22 protein-coding genes are annotated in these 21861 nt (G+C 69.7%); 9 read left to right on the top strand and 13 right to left on the bottom strand.

Annotated elements, in window-relative coordinates; translation table 11 throughout:
* The first annotated feature begins 71 nt into the window (after positions 1-71).
* Positions 72-686: a DUF4126 domain-containing protein gene (locus KY498_RS01160; RefSeq protein WP_191008679.1), complete on the top strand. Its 615-nt coding sequence runs from the start codon at positions 72-74 to the stop codon at positions 684-686.
* Between the two features lie 10 nt (positions 687-696).
* On the opposite strand, the gene coaE is transcribed toward KY498_RS01160, so the two are convergent.
* The 6 genes from coaE to KY498_RS01130 all read right to left on the bottom strand — a co-directional run bounded on the left by coaE (position 697) and on the right by KY498_RS01130 (position 7402).
* Positions 697-1311 carry a dephospho-CoA kinase gene (coaE, locus tag KY498_RS01155; protein WP_191008680.1) on the bottom strand — a complete coding sequence of 205 codons (615 nt, stop codon included), beginning with the start codon at positions 1309-1311 and terminating at the stop codon, positions 697-699.
* A gap of 2 nt (positions 1312-1313) precedes the next feature.
* Positions 1314-2513 (bottom strand): diguanylate cyclase, encoded by a 1200-nt coding sequence (locus tag KY498_RS01150; protein ID WP_191008681.1) that lies wholly within the window; start codon positions 2511-2513, stop codon positions 1314-1316.
* The gene (locus tag KY498_RS01145) at positions 2510-4195 is read right to left on the bottom strand and encodes a cell wall metabolism sensor histidine kinase WalK (RefSeq protein WP_191008682.1); all 1686 of its coding nucleotides are present in this window, start codon (positions 4193-4195) and stop codon (positions 2510-2512) included. The genes KY498_RS01150 and KY498_RS01145 overlap by 4 nt, the downstream gene beginning before the upstream one ends.
* Positions 4196-4299: 104 nt before the next feature.
* A complete protein-coding gene (gene rpsA / locus KY498_RS01140) occupies positions 4300-5751 on the bottom strand; it encodes a 30S ribosomal protein S1 (protein ID WP_060958718.1) in 1452 nt (483 codons plus the stop codon).
* A 194-nt stretch (positions 5752-5945) separates the two neighbouring features.
* Complete coding sequence (locus KY498_RS01135) at positions 5946-6959, bottom strand: cation diffusion facilitator family transporter (RefSeq protein WP_223848941.1); 1014 nt, start codon at positions 6957-6959, stop codon at positions 5946-5948.
* Positions 6960-6961: 2 nt separating this feature from the next.
* A complete protein-coding gene (locus tag KY498_RS01130) occupies positions 6962-7402 on the bottom strand; it encodes a YchJ family protein (RefSeq protein ID WP_191008683.1) in 441 nt (146 codons plus the stop codon).
* A gap of 68 nt (positions 7403-7470) precedes the next feature.
* Between KY498_RS01130 and KY498_RS01125 the strand changes: the two genes are divergently transcribed.
* The 3 genes from KY498_RS01125 (at position 7471) to KY498_RS01115 (ending at position 9678) form a co-directional block, all read left to right on the top strand.
* Positions 7471-7986: a hypothetical protein gene (locus KY498_RS01125; protein ID WP_191008684.1), complete on the top strand. Its 516-nt coding sequence runs from the start codon at positions 7471-7473 to the stop codon at positions 7984-7986.
* 275 nt (positions 7987-8261) lie between these two features.
* Positions 8262-8723: a hypothetical protein gene (locus KY498_RS16445; RefSeq protein ID WP_223848942.1), complete on the top strand. Its 462-nt coding sequence runs from the start codon at positions 8262-8264 to the stop codon at positions 8721-8723.
* 37 nt (positions 8724-8760) lie between these two features.
* Positions 8761-9678: a 5'-3' exonuclease gene (locus tag KY498_RS01115; RefSeq protein WP_191008686.1), complete on the top strand. Its 918-nt coding sequence runs from the start codon at positions 8761-8763 to the stop codon at positions 9676-9678.
* 394 nt (positions 9679-10072) lie between these two features.
* On the opposite strand, the gene KY498_RS01110 is transcribed toward KY498_RS01115, so the two are convergent.
* The 3 genes from KY498_RS01110 to trpD all read right to left on the bottom strand — a co-directional run bounded on the left by KY498_RS01110 (position 10073) and on the right by trpD (position 12779).
* Positions 10073-11059, bottom strand: a complete 987-nt coding sequence (locus KY498_RS01110) for a PHP domain-containing protein (protein WP_191008687.1) — start codon at positions 11057-11059, stop codon at positions 10073-10075.
* A 71-nt stretch (positions 11060-11130) separates the two neighbouring features.
* Entirely contained in the window at positions 11131-11622 is a 492-nt protein-coding gene (locus KY498_RS01105) for a hypothetical protein (protein ID WP_060958722.1), read from the bottom strand.
* Positions 11623-11717: 95 nt separating this feature from the next.
* Positions 11718-12779, bottom strand: a complete 1062-nt coding sequence (gene trpD / locus KY498_RS01100; RefSeq protein ID WP_060958723.1) for an anthranilate phosphoribosyltransferase — start codon at positions 12777-12779, stop codon at positions 11718-11720.
* A 121-nt stretch (positions 12780-12900) separates the two neighbouring features.
* Here trpD and KY498_RS01095 point away from each other — a divergent pair, with 121 nt between their 5' ends.
* From KY498_RS01095 to KY498_RS01075, 5 genes are all read left to right on the top strand, one after another.
* Positions 12901-13545 (top strand): heme-copper oxidase subunit III, encoded by a 645-nt coding sequence (locus KY498_RS01095; protein WP_060958724.1) that lies wholly within the window; start codon positions 12901-12903, stop codon positions 13543-13545.
* A 20-nt stretch (positions 13546-13565) separates the two neighbouring features.
* A complete protein-coding gene (locus KY498_RS01090) occupies positions 13566-14366 on the top strand; it encodes a cytochrome c (RefSeq protein ID WP_060958725.1) in 801 nt (266 codons plus the stop codon).
* A 46-nt stretch (positions 14367-14412) separates the two neighbouring features.
* On the top strand, positions 14413-15492 hold the full coding sequence (locus KY498_RS01085; RefSeq protein WP_060958726.1) for a ubiquinol-cytochrome c reductase iron-sulfur subunit: 1080 nt from the start codon (positions 14413-14415) through the stop codon (positions 15490-15492).
* Positions 15489-17312 (top strand): ubiquinol-cytochrome c reductase cytochrome b subunit, encoded by a 1824-nt coding sequence (locus KY498_RS01080; protein WP_101306471.1) that lies wholly within the window; start codon positions 15489-15491, stop codon positions 17310-17312. Before KY498_RS01085 ends, KY498_RS01080 begins: the two co-directional genes overlap by 4 nt.
* Positions 17313-17398: 86 nt before the next feature.
* The gene (locus tag KY498_RS01075; protein ID WP_191008688.1) at positions 17399-17818 is read left to right on the top strand and encodes a rhodanese-like domain-containing protein; all 420 of its coding nucleotides are present in this window, start codon (positions 17399-17401) and stop codon (positions 17816-17818) included.
* 16 nt (positions 17819-17834) lie between these two features.
* On the opposite strand, the gene KY498_RS01070 is transcribed toward KY498_RS01075, so the two are convergent.
* The 4 genes from KY498_RS01070 to coxB are packed head-to-tail and all read right to left on the bottom strand — an operon-like array spanning position 17835 to position 21756.
* On the bottom strand, positions 17835-18632 hold the full coding sequence (locus KY498_RS01070) for a PP2C family serine/threonine-protein phosphatase (protein ID WP_191008689.1): 798 nt from the start codon (positions 18630-18632) through the stop codon (positions 17835-17837).
* A 20-nt stretch (positions 18633-18652) separates the two neighbouring features.
* The gene (locus KY498_RS01065; protein WP_060958730.1) at positions 18653-19087 is read right to left on the bottom strand and encodes a cytochrome c oxidase subunit 4; all 435 of its coding nucleotides are present in this window, start codon (positions 19085-19087) and stop codon (positions 18653-18655) included.
* Positions 19088-20851, bottom strand: a complete 1764-nt coding sequence (gene ctaD, locus KY498_RS01060; RefSeq protein WP_060958731.1) for a cytochrome c oxidase subunit I — start codon at positions 20849-20851, stop codon at positions 19088-19090.
* A complete protein-coding gene (gene coxB / locus KY498_RS01055; protein WP_060958732.1) occupies positions 20851-21756 on the bottom strand; it encodes a cytochrome c oxidase subunit II in 906 nt (301 codons plus the stop codon). The genes ctaD and coxB overlap by 1 nt, the downstream gene beginning before the upstream one ends.
* Positions 21757-21861: the final 105 nt, after the last annotated feature.

Here is a 21861-nt window from a genome sequence, read left to right as displayed (position 1 = left end):
GTCGGCCTCCGACATCGGGCCCGCCGTTCGCCGTCGGCGTCGGCATCGGTGCCGCCGCGTACCCTGGATCCATGCTGGAGTTCCTCGTCGGATCGGGCCTCGCCGCGGCGGCGGGCCTGAACGCGTGGATGCCGCTGTTCGCCCTGGGCCTGATCGACCGGTTCCTCCCGTCGATCCTCCAGCTGCCGCCCGCGTGGGCGTGGCTGTCGAGCGATGTCGCGCTCTGGATCACCGGCATCCTGCTGGTCGTCGAGATCGTCGCCGACAAGGTGCCGGCGGTCGACTCCGTCAACGACGTGCTGCAGACCGTCGTGCGCCCGGCATCCGGCGGGATCGTCTTCGGAGCCGGCGCGAGCGCCGAGACCGTCCGCGTGGACGACCCCGCACTGTTCGCCGGAACGGCCTGGGTGCCCGTCGTGGTGGGTGTCGTGATCGCCCTCGCGATCCACGCGCTCAAAGCCTCGATACGGCCGATCGCGAACGCCGCGACCTTCGGCCTCGCCGCGCCGGCGCTCTCGGCCGGAGAGGACGTGTCCGCGGTGGGGCTCATCCTCGCGGCGATCTTCGCGCCGCTGCTCGCCGGGGCGCTGATCGTGGGCATCGTCGCGACCGCGATCGTCGTGCTCCGCCGGCGACGACGCCGCCACACTCCGCACGCCGCCGCGGCGCCCGCGTCATCCGGGTGAGGCCGCGGGGTCAGCGCTCCGCGCGGACCCCGTCGGTCAGCCGATCCCACAGCGCGTCGGTCTGCGCGTGCGTCTGTTCGAGTGTCCCCGACGTGTCGATGACGACGTCCGCGACCGCGAGACGTGTCTCGTCGTCGACCTGCGCCGCGATGCGCGCCCGCGCCTCGTCGGGACGGAGCTCGCGCAGGGTCACCAGGCGCTCCGCCCGCAGGGATGCCGGGGCGTGCGCCACCACGACGAGGTCCCAGGGATCGTCCGCGCGGGCCTCGACGAGAAGCGGCACGTCGTACACGACCACGGCGGCCGGGTCGGCGGCGAGGGCCGCGGCGAAGCGACGGCCGGACTCGGCCTTGACGGCCGGGTGGACGATCGCGTTCAGCCGCTCGCGCGCCGCGGGGTCGGAGAACACGATCGCGCCGAGCGCGGGCCGATCCAGCGTGCCGTCACCCGCGATCACGCCCGCACCGAACGCCTCCGCGATGTCGGCGAGGACCGCCGATCCGGGCTGCTGCACCTCGCGCACGATGGCGTCGGCGTCCACGACGACGGCGCCGCGGCCGGCGAGCCGACGGGCGATCGTCGATTTGCCCGACGCGATGCCGCCGGTGAGCGCGATGAGAGGCATGACTACGAGGATGCCATGCCGGCCGACGGGGACGGCGATGCGGCGCCCGCGACGATCACCGACGCCTCGGCGATCTGCGCCGCGCGCCGGGCGGCCTCACGCGCGGCGGTCATGAGCACCTCGGGATCGTGCCCCAGCACCTGGGTCAGCGCGACCCCGACGCCGACCGACGCGAGGCGCCCGTGGTCGAGCGCGGTGAGCTCGTCGATCAGCCCGCGGAAGAGCGCGCCGCCGATGCGGCGCGCGTCGGCGGTCGACTCGGCCAGTGCGCAGATGACGAGCTGCCCGTCGCCGTCCTCGCCGACCAGGGCCGCGGCCGGCGCGTAGGAGCGCGCCGCGTGGCGGCAGGCGGCGGAGATCGTGTCGACGACGTCGCCGCCGAACGCGTCGCCGATCTCGTCGACCCCGTCGGCGCGCATCACGATCACCGCGATGCCCTCGCGGCGCCACGACGCCCGCTCGACGATGTCGGCGAGAGCCCCCGCGAAGGTGCGTGGCAGCATCACGCCGTCGGCGGCGACACCGTTCGACGTCAGCCACTCGTAGCGCTGCAGCGTGGTGCGATGCGACCGCAGCACCGACGTCACGATCGCCGCCACCATCGTGAGGATGACCGTCACGATGTTCGCGCTGATGGAGCCGAGCCAGCGCGAGAAGATCTCGCTGTACGGCCCCGCCGCGAGGAAGACCACCAGCCGCACGGCGTAGAACACGCCCGCGAGGCCCAGGACGACCGAGAGGGCCCACGCGCTGCGCAGACCCCGCATGGGCGTTCGCAGGGACTCCGCCGCACCGCATCCGAACAGCACGACGAGCGCGGCGGCCATCGCCCACCAGCCGCCCCAGCTGCCACGGCTGGGGTACTCGATCAGCACGGCGACGAACGTCACCGCCGCCAGCACCCCGACCGCCACCGACACCGCGGTCAGCGGACGGTCGTTGAACCGCCGGCTGCCGAGCAGCATGAACCCCGGGACGCAGACGAACAGCGTGTTGCCGACGGCGACCGACACCGCGGCGCCCACCCCCGCCGACCACGCCATGTAGGCGACCGTCGTCGCGAGCCCGCAGAAGAAGGCGACCGCCCACAGGCGCCCGGGACCCGTGTCACGGCGCAGGAGGGTGTCGAGGATGAAGGTCAGGCCCGCGACCGACGCGACGATCGCGGTCATCACGGTCACGCTGAACAGGTCGAGGCTCATCGCGGCTCCCCCACGGCGGAATCGTCCTGACCGGCCAGTCCGAGAGCCGCGACCTCGCGCTCGTAGACGTCCCGGGTGGCCGGCAGCACCACGGTGAACACGGTGCCCTCGCCGGCCGTCGACTCGACCGTGATGGTGCCGCCGTGGGCCGTGACGAGATTGCGCGTGATCGACAGGCCGAGGCCGTTGCCCGGCACGCTCGGGGTCGCGCGGAAGAACCGCTCGAAGACGCGGGAGGTCGCCTCGGGAGTCATGCCGATGCCGGTGTCGGCGACACGGATCACGGTGTGCACGCCGTCGGTGGACGTCGACGCGGTCACCGTGCCGCCGTCGCGATTGAACTTGATCGCGTTGGCGAGGAGGTTGTCGACCACCTGGCGGATGCGGGCCGCATCCGCGTAGGCCTCCGCCCAGCCGGCCTGATCGACGCGGATCGTGACGAACCGGTCGGCCGCGACGGGCTCCAGCCCGGCCGCCGCCGCGCGGACGACGTCCGCCATGTCGAGGGCGCGCGGACGCAGCCGCGTGTCGATCGACGAGCCCGAGCGCGACGAGGCCGAGAGGATGTCGGTGACGATGCCGAGCAGGCGCTCGCTGTTGCGGTACGCGGTCTCCACCTGCCGCCGCGCCTCCTCCGACAGCCCCCCGCCGTCGAGCGCGAGCTCCAGATAGCCGAGGATCGAGGTCAGCGGAGTGCGCAGCTCGTGCGAGATCGACGCCACGAGATCGTCGCGCACCCGCTGGGCGTCGCGCTCGGCGGTGACGTCGCGAGCGATCAGCACGGCCCCCGCCGACGCACCGTTGTGGTCGGTCAGATGGCGTCCGGAGAACGCGATCGCGCGGCGGCTGCCGTCGGCGAGGGCGAACCAGAGCACGACGTCGTCGAACGACTCCCGGCGCTGCAGTCGCACCAGCGGATGCTGCTCCGCCACGAGCGGCGCGAGCTTCTCGTCGAGGACCTCGGCGTCGTCGGCGCCGGCGGGCAGGAAGCCGGGGATGTGACCGAAGCGGATGAGCGCATCGTTCTCCAGCACCACCTCCCCGCTCTCTGCGAGGCGGATCACACCGAAGTCGACGGTGTCGAGCACTTCGCTGACGAGCTGCTCCTGGCGAAGCGCCTCCCGGTGGGCCGCGGACACGCGGACGGCCTGGCGGTCGAGCAGGCTCCGCTGCGCGCTGTATCGGCGCGCAGACGCGTAGCTGGCCGCGCTGACGGCGATGACGACGATCGGCAGGAGCACGACCGCGTACGTGCCGCTGGACGAGGAGCCGGTCGCGAGCACCACCCAGTACACGGCGGGGATGCCGAGGGCCGCGACCGCGAAGCCGAGCCTGCCGAGGGTCGACAGCCACATCGCCGGGAAGACCCAGAGCAGCCCGAACGCCGCCGCGGGGTCGGAGATGCGCAGCAGCGTGATCGCGACGATGTCGACGACGGGGATGACGGCGACCGCGGCGGGCGGGAGGCGGGACCAGGGCACCGCGAGCGCGGCGACGCCTCCGAGCACCACGAGCAGCACGGCGACGCCGAACAGACCGCCGTCGGCCAGGGATCCGGTCGCGATGCCGACGACGAACAGCACGCCGACGACGGCGCAGAGCACCAGCTGGTTGTTCGCTGCGACGCGGTCGCGCAGTTCGCCGCCGATACGGCCGTCGGCGGAGCGAGGGGGGTTCGCCATGGGACGACGTTACCGCCGAGCGAGGCGGTCAGGTGGGAGGGGACGGCGCAGGGCCGCCGCCCGGACGATTCCGGTGCGACGGCCCTGTGCGGATGCGGTGCGGTTCAGCGACCCGACAGCTTCTCGCGGAGAGCCGCGAGAGCCTCGTCGTCGGCGAGCGTGCCGCCGCCGTTCGAGGAGTCGGACGAGAACGACGACGAGCCGGACTCGATGGGAGCGGCGGCCTCGGCCTCGAGCGTCTTGGCGACGGCGAGCTTGTGCGCCTCCCAGCGAGCCTGGGCAGCGGCGTACTCCTGCTCCCACTTCTCGCGCTGGGCGTCGAAGCCCTCGAGCCAGGCACCCGACTCGGGGTCGAAGCCCTCGGGGTACTTGTACTCGCCGTTCTCGTCGTACTCGGTGGCCATGCCGTACAGCGCCGGGTCGAACTCGGTGCCGTTGGGGTCGACCGACTCGTTGGCCTGCTTGAGCGACAGCGAGATGCGGCGACGCTCCAGGTCGATGTCGATGATCTTGACGAAGACCTCTTCACCGACGGAGACGACCTGCTCGGCGAGCTCGACGTGCTTGCCCGACAGCTCGGAGATGTGCACGAGGCCCTCGATGCCGTCGGCGACGCGGACGAACGCACCGAACGGGACCAGCTTGGTGACCTTGCCCGGAGCGACCTGACCGATCGCGTGGGTACGGGCGAAGACCTGCCACGGGTCCTCCTGCGTCGCCTTCAGCGACAGCGAGACGCGCTCGCGGTCGAGGTCGACCTCGAGGATCTCGACGGTGACCTCCTGGCCCACCTCGACGACCTCGGAGGCGTGCTCGATGTGCTTCCAGGACAGCTCGGAGACGTGGACGAGACCGTCGACGCCGCCGAGGTCGACGAACGCACCGAAGTTGACGATCGACGAGACGACACCCTTGCGGACCTGACCCTTGTGCAGGTTGTTGAGGAACGTGGTGCGCGACTCGGACTGCGTCTGCTCGAGCAGGGCACGGCGCGAGAGCACGACGTTGTTGCGGTTCTTGTCGAGCTCGAGGATCTTGGCCTCGATCTCCTGGCCGAGGTACGGCGTGAGGTCGCGGACGCGGCGCAGCTCGATGAGCGACGCGGGCAGGAAGCCGCGCAGGCCGATGTCGACGATCAGACCACCCTTGACGACCTCGATCACGGAGCCGGTGACGACACCGTCGTTCTCCTTGATCTTCTCGACGTCGCCCCACGCACGCTCGTACTGCGCGCGCTTCTTGGACAGGATGAGGCGGCCTTCCTTGTCCTCCTTCTGGAGAACGAGGGCTTCGACCTCGTCGCCGACCTTGACGACCTCGTTGGGGTCGACGTCGTGCTTGATCGACAGCTCGCGCGAGGGGATGACGCCCTCGGTCTTGTACCCGACGTCGAGGAGGACCTCGTCGCGGTCGATCTTCACCACGGTGCCTTCGATGAGGTCGCCGTCGTTGAAGAACTTCAGGGTCTTCTCGACCGCGGCCAGGAAGTCCTCAGCAGATCCGATGTCGTTGATGGCGACCTGCTTGGTGGCCGGGGCGGTCGTTGCGGTAGTCATGTAGTGGGTTGTCCTTGTTGGGTTGGATGTCGGGCTCCGACGCGGAAGATCGCATCGCGGCATCCGTACGAAGACGAACGGATGCCGCCGCCGGAGCGGTCGGTCAGGGATTGCGTGTCAGGAACATGCGGCAGGGCCACACGAATGACACTCCAGGGTATCAGAGTCACCGGGTTCCCGCCGGGTCGCGGGCCTCAGCCGCGCAGCGGGTCAGCGGGGTGGTCGGGATCGAGGGCGGGCGCCCCGGGACGCGACAGTGTCAGCACGGCCCACGCGACGCGCGGGCTGGCGGCGAGCCGGTCTTCGATGGCGTTGAGCTGCTCCGCCACGACGTGCTCGGGGATGTCGCCGACCAGATCGACCGCGGCGACGACGAAGACGCGCCCGGGGCCGACGTACTCGATGTGGAGGTAGGTGATCTGAGCGATCTCCGGCTGGGCGAGCAGGCGCTGGAGAGCGGCCGCCCGCACCCGTGGATCGACCGCGACACCGACCAGGAACCGACGGTTCTGGCGGATCAGCACGACCGCGACGACCGCCAGCAGGACGCCGACGAGGATCGAGCCGATCGCGTCGGGGACCGCCGACCCCGTGAGCTGATGCAGCAGGATGCCGCCGAAGGCGATCACCAGACCGATCAGCGCCGCGGCATCCTCGAAGAACACCGCCCGCAGCGTGGGATCGGACGTTCCCATCACGTAGTCGAGGACGTCCTGCGAGCTCTCCTTCGCATGCCGCCGCGACTGACGCAGCGCCTGCAGGAACGAGATCCCCTCGAGGACGAAGGCGACGGCCAGCACGGCGTACGACACACCGAACAGACCGGCCGGCTCCGGGGAGAACAGCTCCTGCACGCCGTGCATGATCGACACGCCCGCACCGACCGCGAACAGTCCGAACGCGGCGAACAGCGACCAGACGTACGCCTCGCGTCCGTAACCCGTGGGATGCCGCGCGTCGCGCGGGCGCACCGACCGCCGCGCCGCGACGTACAGGAAGATCTCGTTGCCGGTGTCGGCCCACGAGTGCGCCGCCTCCGCGAGCATGCTCGCCGCGCCGGTCAGCATCGCCGCGATGGTCTTGGCGATCGCGATGACGAGGTTGGCGCCGAGGGCGATCAGCACCGTGAGCAGCGACGCGCTCTGTCCCTCCGGCGCGCCGGCATCCGTCGATGCGGGACGGGCGCCGGGCGGACGGGCGGGGGTCATGCTCACACGCTACGCCGGTCGACCACCCCGTCGAGGTACGTCCAGCGTCCGTCGACGAGGCGGAACCGGCTCGTCTCGGCGAGGACGCCGCGATCCCCGCTGCTCCGATCGGCCCACCGGGCGCGGAACGAGACGACACCCCGGGTGTCGCCCGCACGCCCCTGCTCCGTGGAGAGGATCTCCAGCCCGCGCCAGTCGGTCTGCGCGTCGAGCTCGAGCCGATCGGGCCTCGTCGCCGGATGCCAGGAGGCCAGCAGGTGCGCGCCGTCGCCGAGCGCGAACGCGCTGTAGCGCGAACGCATCAGCGCCTCGGCGGTCGGCGCCGCCTCGCCATCGAGAACGGGCCCGCAGCACGCGGCGAAGGCGTCGCCGCTGCCGCACACGCACCGCGATCCCGGCGCCGGGCGGCGCCCGTGCGACGGAGAGACGGCGCCGAACGACATGCCTCGACTCTACGGCGCGGCTGTGGATAACCGGGATGGGCAGCCGGTGCCGTGACTAGCGTGGTGGCATGGTGACGCGGCGACAGGCGGGGGCGGCGATCGCCCTCGCCGTCGTCTGGGGCCTGACGATGAGCGGCTGCACGCCTCAGCCCGAGCCCGCGCCGAGCGCCTCCGCGACGGGCTTCGCGTCGGACGAGGAGGCCTTCGCCGCCGCCGAGGCGACCTATCGCGCCTACGTCGATGCGACCAACGCGAGAAGGCTCGACCCGGACTCGCGACCCGACCCGACGGACTTCCTCACCGGCCAGGCGCTCACCTCCAGCATCAACGCTCAGCGCCGATTTGAGGAGGAAGGCATCCGGCTAGTCGGCATAACCGCAGTTGAATCAGTGAGCCGGGTCAGTCGAACAGCAACCGCGACGACGATTCAGGTGTGCCTTAACAACTCTGGGACCAAGGTGCTCGACACCGGAGGGACTGACGTCACGCCGCCAGACAGACCGACGTCGGGCGGGCTTGAGGTCGTCATAGTCAACGCCAACCAACAGGTCTCCCTAAGCAGCACGAACGATTCAGGATGTTGATAGCGCTTCTGCTCGCCCTCTCCTCCGCATCCTGGAGTGCAGCTGATTGCTCCTTGGATGAGAAAGCTGCGGGCTTGTGCTCGATCTCGAACACGGGGTCTTCCGTCGAGGTCGGCGCAACTCGTCCGGGCGGGTCGGAGGGCTCTCACGGCTCGCCCAACGGTTCGCGCGACGGCGGGAACTCCGGCGGCACGGCCTCTCCCCCGCCGGCGTGCACCGACAACCTGTGCCGCGGCAACTATTCCGTCGCGGTACTGCGGCCCACTCTCGCCGACGTGGCGTCGTTCGCCCCGGCATCCACGCCCCTCGTCGACGAGCCCGACGGCGTCGGGATCGTCGGCATGCCCGTCAACTTCGTGGTCTCCGCCGGCGCCCACGAACAGACCGGGGTGCTGTTCGACCTGCCCGTCACCGTGCGTTTCACACCGACCTCGTATGTCTTCGTCTACGGCGACGGCACCGTGCGCGAGACCGTCACGGGCGGCCGCACGTGGGCGCAGCTGGGCCGCGCGCAGTTCAGCGCCACCGACACGAGCCACGCCTACTCGACCCGCGGCACCTATACGGCCACCGCGACCGTGCGGTACGCGGCCCAGGTGGACTTCGGCGGGGGCTGGACGGATGTCCCGGGCCTTCTCGAGATCCCGGCCGGCGCCACGACACTGCAGATCGTGGAGGTGCGGACCGCCCTGGTCGAGCGGACCTGCGGAGAGAACCCCACCGGCCCGGGATGCTGACCGCGACGCCGACGCGACCGCGTGACAGGATGAGCGCGTGGCCGATCGCCTGATGCTCCTCGACACCGCGTCCCTCTACTTCCGTGCGTTCTACGGCGTGCCCGACACGGTGAAGGCGCCGGACGGCCGCCCCGTCAACGCCGCGCGCGGGCTCCTCGACATGATCGCGAAGCTCGTGACGACCTACGAGCCCACGCATCTCATCGCCTGCTGGGACGACGACTGGCGCCCCCAGTGGCGAGTCGACCTCATCCCGACCTACAAGACGCACCGCGTCGCCGAGGTCGTCGAGAGCGGCACGGACGTCGAGGAGGTGCCCGACCCCCTCACGATCCAGCTCCCCGCGATCCGCGACGAGCTCGACGCTCTGGGCATCCCGATCGTCGGTCACGCCCATCACGAAGCGGACGACGTCATCGCGAGCTACGCGACCCAGTCGACGAGGCCCGTCGACGTCGTGACCGGAGACCGCGACCTCTTCCAGCTCGTCGACGACGACGAGGACGTCCGGGTCATCTACACCGGACGCGGCATGAGCAAGCTCGAAGTGCTCGACGGCGCCGCCGTGGCAGCGAAGTACGGGGTGCTCGCCGAGCAGTACGCCGACTTCGCGGTGCTGCGCGGCGACGCCTCGGACGGGTTGCCCGGGGTCGCCGGCATCGGGGAGAAGACCGCCGCCACCCTCCTCGCCACCCACGGCGACCTTGCCGGCATCCTGGCGGCGGCCGCATCCGGCGAGGGCGTCACCGCCGGCATCCGCGCCAAGCTGCTCGCCGCGGCCGACTACGTCGCCGTCGCCCCGCGCGTCGTGGAGGTGGTCCGCACGCTCGACCTGCCCGACGTCGACGCGCGGCTCCGCACCCCCGATGCGGCGGAGGCGGCGCGTGTGGATGCCGCGTGGAACCTGGGCACGCCCCTCGCGCGCGCGGTGAGCGCGGTCGCCGCGCGCGCCTGACGTCGGCCGGGCGTGGCAGCCGCCGCCACCACACGACGACCCGACCGCACCACCGCACGACCCCTTGCCGCACGACCGTACGCCGGTGACGTTCGTCGGACTTTCCGCGACGGTCCCACCCCTGGGCACCCACAGCCCGCGGTGACGACCGGGAAATCCGACGGTCGTCACGGACGCCTCCGCAGGGCATGGCAGCCGCCGCCACCACACGACGACGCGACCGCACCCCCGCACGTCGGTGACGTTCGTCGGACTTTCTGCGAAGGTCCGACCCCTGGGCACTGACAGCCCGCGACGACAATCGGCGAATCCGACGGTCGTCACGGACGCCGCGGGCACGGTAGCCCCCGGCGGGCACGGCAGCCGCTGGCGGGCACCGCCGGCGGCGCCGCCCTCAGCGGTCGAGCCAGTCGCGCAGGCGCGGGAGGGGCCAGGTCGTGACGATCCGCTCGGGCGGCACGCCGGCACGCTCGGCGCGCGCCGCGCCCTCGTCCAACAGTCCGAGCTGGCCGGGAGCGTGCGCGTCGGAGTCGATGGAGAACAGGCACCCCTCGCTCAGCGCGAGCGCGATGAGGCCGTCCGGCGGATCCTCGCGCTCGGGCCGGGAGTTGATCTCCACCGCCACGTCGTGCGCGGCGCACGCGGCGAACACCGCGCGCGCGTCGAACGCCGACGGCGGACGGGTGCCGCGGTCACCGCGCACCAGACGCCCGGTGACGTGACCGAGCACGTGGACGTCACCGCTGGAGACGGCGTTCACCATCCGTCGGGTCATCGCCGGAGCCTCCATCCGCAGGGCGGAGTGCACCGATGCGACGACGACGTCGAGCCTGCGCAACAGGATGCGCTCCTGGTCGAGCCGCCCGTCGTCGAGGATGTCGACCTCGATGCCGCTGAGCAGCGTGAAGTCGTCGTCGCTGTACGCCGGCAGCTGCGCCAGCTGCGCACGAAGGCGCTCGGCGGTCAGTCCGTTCGCGACCCGCAGCCGTGGCGAGTGGTCGGTCAGCGCGAGGTATTCGTGACCGAGGGCCCGCGCCGCGTCGACCATGTCGCCGATCGGCGTCGTGCCGTCCGACCAGTCAGAGTGGCAGTGCAGGTCGCCGCGGAGCGTCGCGCGCAGCGCTGACCGCGCCGGGGCGAATCGTTCCCGCAGTTCGGCGAGATAGTCGGGCACCTGCCCGGCCAGCGCCTGCTGGATGACGCGGAACGACGAGTCGCCGATCCCCTTCCGGCGGCGCAGGGCGGCGGTGTCGGCCAGCTCCTCCGCGCGGAGATCGGAGATCGCCGCCGCCGCCGCACGGAAGGCAGCGGAGCGGTAGCGCGAGGCCCGCTCGCGCTCGAGCAGGCTCGCGATCTCCCTCAGGGCATCGATGGGCTCCATGTGCAAGACATCATGACAGCGGAACGGGCCCGCGCGCTGCGCGGGCCCGTTCCGAGGGAGACATCGATCGATCAGGCTCTCGTGACCGCCGAGCGGCGGACGACGACGGGCACGGAGGCCAGCCTCGTGAGCGCGGCGCCGAAGAGGATCGACAGGATGCCGACTCCCATCGCGAACGCGGCGACGCCGAAGGACACGACGGACGTGAACAGCGACGCCCGCAGGAACGACGCGTTCATCATCGTGGCGCGCACCGGGTCGTCCTTGTCGAGCTCGGCGTAGGTCTTGCCGCCGGAGGCCGTCAGCGCGTGGTGCTGGATGATGTCGGCCTGCACGTACGCGGTGAACGGGCCCTGGACGGTCTGGCCCTGGAAGGCGATCGCGTCATCGGGGACGGTGATGTTCTCGGCGCGCAGCTGGCTCGAGACCGTGACCCACACGACGAGACCGACGACGATCAGCGCGATTCCGCCGAGGATGCCGAGGATTCCGGCGATCTTGACGAATCCGACCTTCTTCTGCGGAGGTTCGAGGGTGTCGGCGGTGGCGGTGTTCTCTGACATGGTTGGGGGTCCTCTCTTTGGTGCCGGGCCGTTGCCTCACGGTATCGCTCACATCGGCGCGGCAACCAGAGGACGAGCCAGAGAAAACCCTGTGGTCAGTCCACAGTGCGCGTGGTCGCCTCGACCCACCGTGCCAGGACCCCGGCCGCGGCACCCTCGTCGATCGCGGCGGCGGCCCGCGCGCACGCCGCAGCGAGGCGCTCGACGATCGGGTACTGCACCTGCGTGGCGTCGCGGAACAGCTCGTACGAGACGATGCCCGCGGCCGCGTTCAGCAGGACGATGTCGCGCACGGGACCCTTCTGCCCGTCGAGCACACGGCGGACGACCTCGGCGTTGTGGTGCGCGTCGCCGCCCAGGAGGTCGGAGATGTCGGCGAGCGGGATGCCGAGGTCGCGCGGGTCGAGGTCGTGCTCGTGGATGTCGCCGCGGCTGATCTCCCACACCCGGCTGTGCCCGGTCGTCGTCAGCTCGTCCAGCCCGTCGTCGCCACGGAAGACGAGAGCCGTCGCGCCGCGCGTCTGGAACACGCCGGTGATGAGCGGCACGCGGTCCAGCGCCGCCACGCCGACGGCGTTCGCCTCGGCGCGGGCGGGGTTGCAGAGGGGCCCGAGGAAGTTGAACACCGTGGGGACGCCGAGCTCGGCGCGCGTCGGGCCCGCGTGGCGGAACCCCGGGTGGAAGGCCGACGCGAACGCGAACGTGATGCCGGCCTCGGCCAGCACGTCCGCCACCCGCTCCGGCGGCAGCGTCAGGTCGATCCCGAGCGCGGCCAGCACATCGGAGGATCCGGATGCCGAGCTGGCGGCGCGATTGCCGTGCTTGACGACGGGGATGCCGGTGGCTGCGGCGACGATGGCCGACATCGTCGACACGTTCACCGTGCCGAATCGGTCGCCGCCCGTTCCCACGATGTCGAGGACGTCCGCCGGCACCGGAAGCGGCAGTGCCGCCTCGAGGATGGCGTCGCGGAACCCGACGATCTCGTCGACCGTCTCGCCCTTCGCCCGCAGAGCAAGGAGGAATCCGCCCAGCTGGGAGGGGGTCGCGGAGCCCTGCATCACCTGTCGCATGGCCCACGTCGATTCCGACACACTGAGGTCGCGCCGGTCGAGAACGGCCGTGAGGATCTCGGGCCAGGAATAGAGCTCCACCATGAGCCCCGATCCTATCGGCACTCTGTCAGGGAACTCCCGGCGCGCGCGAAGCGCCCTCCGATCCCTCCGAAAGTCGAACGCACCTTCAGTGATGCGAAAACCCGGCCCGGAATCAGCCATAATGGGGAGCGTGACGACCACTCCAGCGACCTATTCCCAAGCCTTGCGTTCCGTCAAGCGGCCGGATCCGGTCGCCGTCGGCACCATCGTGTGGCTCGGCAGCGAGGTCATGTTCTTCGCGGGTCTGTTCGCGATCTACTTCACGCTGCGCAACGCCTCCCCCGACCTGTGGGCCGAGAGCACCGGAGACCTCAACGTGCCGTTCGCGGCCGTGAACACGGGGATCCTGGTGCTGTCGTCGTTCACCGCCCAGGCCGGCGTGTTCGCCGCCGAGCGCTTCCAGCCCTACCGCCGAGGCTCGTTCTGGCAGTTCCGTCAGTGGGGCATGGTCGAGTGGTTCTTCCTCACCTTCCTCATGGGAGCCGTGTTCGTCTCCGGCCAGGTCTGGGAGTACGCGACGCTCGTCGCCGAGGGTCTGCCGATCAGCGCGAACTCGTACGCGTCGGCCTTCTACATCACCACCGGTTTCCACGCGCTGCACGTGACGGGCGGTCTGCTGGCCTTCCTCCTCGTCATCGGGCGCGCCTACGCCGTCAAGAACTTCGGACGCAAGGAGATGACGTCCGCGATCGTCGTCTCCTACTACTGGCACTTCGTCGACGTGGTGTGGATCGTCCTGTTCTTCGTCATCTACGTCGTCAAGTGAGAGCGGAGCTGAGTTCCTCCATGGCATCCAAGACCACCCGCCCGAAGACCGGTCGTCGCAGCAAGTGGGCTGCCGCCGCGCTCATCGGCATCGGCCTGCTCGTCACCGGCGGCGTCTATGCCGGCGCCTCCGCGGCGATGGCCTCGACCGAGCCGGCGTCGGCATCCACGACGCTGACGGTCGACGACGGCAAGAAGCTGTTCCAGGCCAACTGCGCCACGTGCCACGGCCTGAACATGGAGGGGACGGCCGACGGCCCGTCGCTCTACGGCGTCGGTGAGCTCGCCGTCGAGTTCCAGATGTCGACCGGTCGCATGCCCCTGCAGATGCAGGGCCCCCAGGCGCCGCAGAAGCCGGCCCAGTTCACCGAGGACCAGATCCGCGCGATCGCCGCGTGGGTCCAGTCGGTCGCTCCCGGCCCGACCTATCCCGACGAGCGGATCCTCGACGGTCAGGGCGACGTCGCCAACGGCGCCGAGCTGTTCCGCATCAACTGCGCGATGTGCCACAACGTCGCCGCGGCCGGCGGTGCGCTCACCGAGGGCAAGTACGCCCCGGCCCTCACCAAGACCAGCCCGCTGCACATCTACGCCGCGATGGTCACCGGCCCGCAGAACATGCCGGTCTTCAACAACATGACCATCACCGACGACGAGAAGCGCGACATCATCTCCTCGCTGATGTACCTGCAGGAGAACGAGTCGGCCGGTGGCTTCAACCTCGGCTCGCTCGGCCCGGTCTCGGAGGGTCTGTTCATCTGGATCTTCGGCATCGGCGCCCTCATCGGCATCACCGTGTGGATCACGGCGAAGTCGAACTGATCGGGCATACGTGGACAACGGCACTGACGTAGGGAACGGACGAGACATGGCACACGAGGAAGACGCACTCGAGCACGAGAGGGCTTCATGGAAGCCCTCCCCCGGGCTCGCCGTCGCCGTCCCCGACCCCGTGCAGAACCCGGGCCTCCCGCCTCACCGGGAGCGCATCACCGACAAGGATCCGGCCGCGATGCAGCGCGCCGTCCGCACGGTCTACACCCTGTTCTACCTCTCGCTCGCGGGGAGCATCTGGGCGGTCGCCGCCTACATGCTGTTCCCGATCGAGAGCGGCCGGATCATCGACATCCGCCACAACAACCTCTTCATCGGCCTGGGCATCGCGCTCGCGCTGCTGGCCATCGGCATCGGCGCGATCCACTGGTCCAAGGCCGTGATGAGCGACAAGGAGTACATCGAGCCTCGCCACGCGACGCGCGGCCGCGACGTCACCCGCGAAGGCGCCGTCCAGGCGTTCCGCGAGGCGAACGAGGAGTCGGGCTTCGGGCGTCGCACCGCCATCCGCGGTTCGCTGATCGCCGCCCTCGTGGCCTCCGTGCTCCCCGGCATCACGCTCTTCCGCGGCCTCGCTCCCGAGTCCAGCACGGCGCACCCGGATGCCGGTGACCCGGTGGCCCTGCTGAGCCACACCATGTGGAAGAAGGGCGAGCGCCTCGCCCACGACCCGACGGGCGAGCCGATCCGCGCCGCCGACCTGACGCTGGGATCCGCCGTGCACGTGATCCCGCAGTCGCTCGCAGACCTGAGCCACCACGACGGCTACCTCGAGCAGAAGGCCAAGGCGATCGTCCTGCTCATGCGTCTGCTGCCCGAGCAGCTCGTCGAGGCCGAGGACCGCAAGGACTGGTCGTACAACGGCATCGTCGCGTACTCCAAGGTCTGCACGCACGTCGGCTGCCCCGTGGCCCTCTACGAGCAGCAGACCCACCACCTCCTCTGCCCGTGCCACCAGTCGCAGTTCGATGTGACGCACGGTGCCGCGGTCATCTTCGGCCCGGCGGCCCGCCCGCTGCCGCAGCTGCCCATCGCCGTGGATGCGGAGGGCTACCTCGTCGCGCAGAGCGACTTCACCGAACCCGTCGGCCCGAGCTTCTGGGAGCGCCATTGAGCACCGCGACTGTCACCGAGACAGGCCCTGACACCAGCCAGCCCCAGGCGACCCGCGACGAGAAGCCGCTGGGCGGCCGTTTCGTGGCCGGCGCGGCGAACTACATCGACGAGCGCACGAGCATCTCGGGTCTCGTCAAGGAGCTCGGCCGCAAGATCTTCCCCGACCACTGGTCGTTCATGCTCGGCGAGATCGCGCTGTGGAGCTTCGTCGTCGTGCTGCTGTCCGGCACGTTCCTGACGTTCTTCTTCCAGGCCTCGATGGTCGAGACCCACTACAACGGCGCCTTCCTGCCGCTGCGCGGCGTCGAGATGTCGGCGGCGCTGGATTCGACGCTGCGCCTGTCGTTCGACATCCGCGGTGGCCTGCTGGTGCGCCAGATCCACCACTGGGCGGCCCTGGTGTTCGTGGCGGGCATCGGCGTGCACATGCTGCGCGTGTTCTTCACCGGCGCCTTCCGCAAGCCGCGCGAGCTGAACTGGCTCATCGGTTTCGTCCTCTTCATCCTCGCGATGGCCGAGGGCTTCACCGGGTACTCGCTGCCGGACGACCTGCTCTCGGGCAACGGCCTGCGCATCATCGACGGCATGGTCAAGGGCATCCCCGTCATCGGCACATGGACCTCGTTCCTGCTCTTCGGCGGCGAGTTCCCCGGCACGCAGATCGTCGGCCGCCTGTACACGCTGCACATCCTGCTCCTGCCGGCCATCCTGGTCGCCCTGCTGGCGGTGCACCTCATGCTCATGATCGTGAACAAGCACACCCAGTTCGCCGGCCCCGGCCGCACGAACAGCAACGTCGTCGGCTACCCGATGATGCCGGTGTACATGTCCAAGATGGGCGGCTTCTTCTTCATCACGTTCGGTGTGATCGTCCTGATCGCGTCGCTGTTCACGATCAACCCGATCTGGAACTACGGCCCGTACGACCCGTCACCGGTCTCCGCCGGCACCCAGCCCGACTGGTACATCGGCTTCGCCGACGGCGCGCTGCGTCTGGTGCCCCCGCACCTCGAGGCCGTGTTCTGGGACCGCACCTGGTCGTTCAACATCCTGATCCCGCTGGTCACCCTCGGCCTGTTCATCGTGCTCGTCGCGATCTACCCCTTCATCGAGGCGTGGATCACGGGCGACAAGCGCGAGCACCACATCGCACAGCGTCCGCGCAACGCGGCCACCCGCACGGCGATCGGCGCCGCCGGCGTGACCTTCTACGCGGTGCTGTGGGCCGCGGCATCCTCGGACATCATCGCGACCCACTTCTGGCTCACGATGGAGGGCGTCATCCACACCCTCCAGGCGCTGCTGTTCGTCGGGCCCGTCCTCGCATACTTCATCACCAAGCGCATCTGCATCGCGCTGCAGAAGAAGGACCGCGAGATCGCGCTCCACGGGTACGAGTCCGGACGCATCGTGCGCCTTCCGGGCGGCGAGTACATCGAGGTGCACCAGCCCGTCGACCAGTACGAGGTCGTCAAGCTCGTCGACTTCGAGACGAACGAGCCGCTCGTCGTGCGTCCCAACGACCAGGGACGCATCCCGTGGCACGAGAACTTCCGCGCCTCGCTGTCGCGGTGGTTCTTCGAGGACCGCCTCTCCCCCGTCACCCAGAGTGAGCTCGAGGCGGCGCGCGCGCACCAGCACCACACGCTGGACCACATCGCCACCGAAGAGGACGCGGAGATCCAGGGCATGCACGAGCGTGCCGGAGTGCCCGACGCGCCGCACCACCCGATCGACGACGGCCACAACAGCGAGACGGCCGTGCGCCCCTCGAACGTGATCGTCCCCGATGACGAGGCGAAGGACGCGAAGGACTGACGTCCGCCGCACGCTGGCAGTCAAGCGGCGAGGAGTGACCGTTCCGGTCCTCCTCGCCGCTTCGTCGTTGCCGTAGCGTCGACGCCATGACCGATGACACCCTCGCCTACTTCTCGGCGAAGCTCGCCCACGAGACCGACCCCTCCGACGTCTACGCCGCGCAGAAGGCCGGCGAGCAGTTCGTGCTCGTCGACGTGCGCGGAGCAGAAGCCTGGGAGCAGGGTCACGCGGTCGGCGCGCTGCACATGCCCTACCGCGACATCGAGGCGCGTGCACCCCGCGAGATCCCGCTCGACACCCCCGTCGTGGTCTACTGCTGGAGCCCGGGGTGCAACGCCGGCGCCAAAGGCGCGGTCGCGTTCGCGCGCCTCGGATACCAGGTGCGCGAGATGATCGGCGGCTACGAGTACTGGGTGCGCGAAGGACTGCCCGCGCAGGGCGCTCAGGGCCCGCTCCCCCGCGTGTTCGACGCCCAGGTCATGGTGGTGCGTCCCGCCTCCGACTGACCCGGGACGACGGCGCTCACCCGGCGAGGGTGTCGATGCCCTCCGCGAACCGATCGGCGGCGGCGCCCGCGAAGCTCGGACGGTCGCCGCGGGGTGCGCCGTTCGCGACGTCGGCGACGACGGCCGTGACGTTGTCGCGGGCGCCGGCCTGAAGGGATGCCGCGACCACCGTCTCGGCGGCCGTCTGAGGACGCGTCACGGTGCGGAGGATGTCGGCGATCGCATCGTCCGGGAGATAGTCGCTGACGCCGTCACTGCACAGCAGCCAGCGATCTCCTCGCACGGCGATGCGCTCACTGACGCGGACGAGATCGGAGGGCTCACCGCGCAGGGATGCCGTGATGATGTTGCGGCGCGGGTGCGTCATCGCATCCTCTTCGCGCACGATCCCCTGGTCCACCAGCACCTGGACGAAGGAGTCGTCGCGTGTCTGACGGATGAGGTGCCCCTCGCGGAGCAGGTAGCCGCGGGAGTCGCCCGTGTGCGCGAGCAGCAGCGCCCCGCCGCGGCCGAACCACAGACCCGTGAAGGTGGTCGCCATCCCGGCCAGCGAGGGATCGCGCCGCACGTGCGCGCCGAGGTCCCAGTTCGCGATCCGCACGCGAGCCGTGAGCTCGTCGGCATCCTCGAGGATCGCCCCGCCCGCCACGAGCCGGTGCAGGAACGCGGCGGAGGCGAGATCGCCCGCCGGGCCCCCGCCCACGCCGTCCGCGACGCCCACGCCCCAGGAGGCGACGAAGGCGGCGTCCTGATTGGCGTCGCGGTATCCGCCGACGTCGCTGGAGACGCCGGCCCGCAGGGAGAGAGCCGTCACGGCCGAGGTGGCGTCGCCGCTCAGCGCGCGAAGTACCCGCGGTAGTACTCGAACACCCAGCCCACGATCGCGATGACGAAGACGCCGAGACCGATGGGAAGGAGGAACGTGCCGACCGCGAGGCCGAGGATGCCGAGGGCCGCCGAGAAGGCGAGCACGAGCGGCCACCACGACCACGGGCTGAACTCACCCATCTCGGGGTCGCCGTCGTCGATGTCGGCCGTCAGCGAGTCCTCGGGGAGCTCGCCGCCCTGGGCGCGGTGCACCCGGTCGACGTAGAAGCCGATCATGGCCGCCATGAAGACCGTGAACAGCAGCGCGACGCTGCCGACCCACTCGATCGCGTGGAACCACGGACGATCGGAGTGCTCGATGATGTTCCACCCCGTGTAGAGGGCGAAGCAGAGCAGGAAGAACCCGGAGAGGATCCACCAGAGGTTGACGTTGGTCTTCACTTACTTGACCTTCCCCTCGGCCACGTCGACGACGGGCGCATCGGGTGCGTCCTTCGCCGGTCCCACGCCCACGGGCAACGCGGCCTCGGGGTGGTTGAGGTCGAACGCGGGACGCTCGCTGCGGATCCGCGGGATCGACGTGAAGTTGTGACGCGGCGGCGGGCAGCTGGTGGCCCACTCGAGCGAGCCGCCGTAGCCCCACGGGTCGTTCACGGTCACGCGCGGCGCCTTGCGCGAGGTCAGCCACACGTTGAGGAAGAACGGGATCATCGACGCACCGAGGATCATGGCGCCGATGGTGGACACCTGGTTCTGCCACGTCCAGCCGTCGGCGGCCGAGTAGTCGGCGTAGCGGCGGACCATGCCGTCGACGCCCAGCCAGTGCTGGATGAGGAAGGTCATGTGGAAGCCGATGAACAGCATCCAGAAGTGCACCATGCCGAGCCGCTCATTGAGCATGCGACCCGTCCACTTCGGCCACCAGAAGTAGAAGCCGGCGAACATCGCGAACACGACCGTGCCGAAGACGACGTAGTGGAAGTGGGCGACGACGAAGTACGAGTCGGAGAGGTGGAAGTCCAGCGGCGGCGAGGCGAGGATGACGCCGGTGAGGCCGCCGAAGACGAACGAGACGAGGAAGCCGAGCGAGAACACCATGGGCGTCTCGAACGTGACCGAGCCGCGCCAGAGCGTGCCGATCCAGTTGAAGATCTTCACGCCGGTGGGAACCGCGATCAGCATCGTCATCAGCGCGAAGAAGGGCAGGAGCACGGAACCCGTGACGTACATGTGGTGGGCCCACACCGACACCGACAGGGCCGCGATCGCGATCGTCGCGTAGACCAGGGTCTTGTATCCGAAGATCGGCTTGCGGCTGAACACCGGGAAGATCTCGGAGACGATGCCGAAGAACGGCAGGGCGATGATGTACACCTCGGGGTGGCCGAAGAACCAGAAGAGGTGCTGCCACAGGAGCACGCCGCCGTTGGCCGGGTCGTAGATGTGCGCACCGAGCACGCGGTCGGCCGCGGCCGCCAGGATCGCCGCGGCGAGCACCGGGAAGGCCATCAGGATCAGGATGCTGGTGACCAGCGTGTTCCACGAGAAGATCGGCAGACGCCACATCGTCATGCCGGGCGCGCGCATCGTGATGATCGTCGTGATGAAGTTCACGGCGCCGAGGATCGTGCCGAAGCCGGACATGCCGAGCCCCAGCATCCAGAGGTTTCCTCCGGCACCCGGGGAGAACGTCGCGCCGGCGAGCGGCTGGTAGGCGAACCATCCGAAGGCGGCGGCGCCCTGCGGCGTGAGGAAGCCCGCGACGGCGATGACCGAACCGAAGATGAACAGCCACAGCGCGAAGGCGTTCAGACGCGGGAAGGCCACGTCGGGGGCACCGATCTGCAGCGGCAGGATCGCGTTGGCGAAGCCCGCGAACAGGGGCGTCGCGAACATCAGCAGCATGATCGTGCCGTGCATCGTGAAGAGCTGGTTGTACTGCTCCTTCGTGGGAAGGATCTGCATGCCCGGCTCGAACAGCTCCGCGCGGATGATGAGGGCCATCACGCCGCCGAGGAGGAAGAAGATCACCGAGGCGATGAGGTACATGTACCCGATCGTCTTGTGGTCAGTGGAGGTGATCCACTTGACGATGATGTTGCCCTTCTGCTCCACGCGGGTCGAGCTCATGAGCGCGGCCTGACGCGGGGGCAGAGTGGTCGGGCGAGAGGAGGTCTCACCCTGGAGAGGAAGCGTCGTCGCCATCAGTGTTCTCCCTCGGCTTCGGTGGAGGCGCCCGTACCCGGGAAGTTCTGGAGCCGGTCGTAGGCCTTGTTGATGTCACCGGTCTGTCCGGCAGCGCGCAGACCCGCCAGGTACTCCTGGTACTCGGCCGGCTCGACGACCTTCACCTTGAAGAGCATCATCGAGTGGTACTGGCCGCAGAGCTCGGCGCACTTGCCGTCGTACTCGCCGACACGCGTCGGCGTGAAGGACCAGTAGTTGTCCTTCCCGATGTACATGTCCTTCTTGTACAGGAAGTCGATGATCCAGAACGAGTGGATCACGTCGCGCGAGGTCAGCTTGAGCTTGACCGTCTCGTTGACCGGGAGGACGAGGGTCGGCAGTTCGCTGGTGATGTCGCCCTTGGCGTCGGTCTGCGCCTGGACGCCCATGGTCCAGACGGCGTCGTCGCCGGCCTGGCAGTCGGCCGTGTCGTCGTTGTACTGGAAGTCCCACGCCCACTGCTTGCCGATCGCGGTGACGCACACGTCGGGGTTGTCGTACTGGGTCTCCAGGATCGCCTGGTCACGGGCGGTGAAGGCGAAGAAGCCGAGCACGAGGATCAGCGGGACGACCGTGTAGAAGATCTCGACCGGCATGTTGTAGCGCAGCTGCACCGGCAGACCCCGCTGGCCGCGACGGCGACGGTACGCGATGGCCGCCCATCCCATGAGGGCCCAGGTGATCACACCGACGGCGAGGAGGACGATCCACGAGTTGACCCACAGCCCCGACACCATCTCGGTGTGGTTCGTGGCCTGCGTTCCATCGTCGGTGAAACCCGGCAGGAAGCCGTTCAGCTCGGTGGGAGTGCATCCCGCGAGGGCGATCGCCGAGGCGATCCCGATCGGGATGACGGCGAGCCGGAGTCGGCGTTTGACGCGCACGGTGCACCTTTCGGGGTCATGAAGGTCGAACACCGTTCAGTCTAGGGCAACCTCCCACACGATTCAGGCCATCCGCCCAGGATGTCTGCCACTATCGGAGGGGTT

Origin of the sequence: Microbacterium sp. PAMC21962, assembly GCF_019443465.1 — a bacterium.
In the GTDB taxonomy this organism is placed as follows: domain Bacteria; phylum Actinomycetota; class Actinomycetes; order Actinomycetales; family Microbacteriaceae; genus Microbacterium; species Microbacterium hominis.
This window is presented reverse-complemented; position numbering and strand designations above follow the sequence as displayed.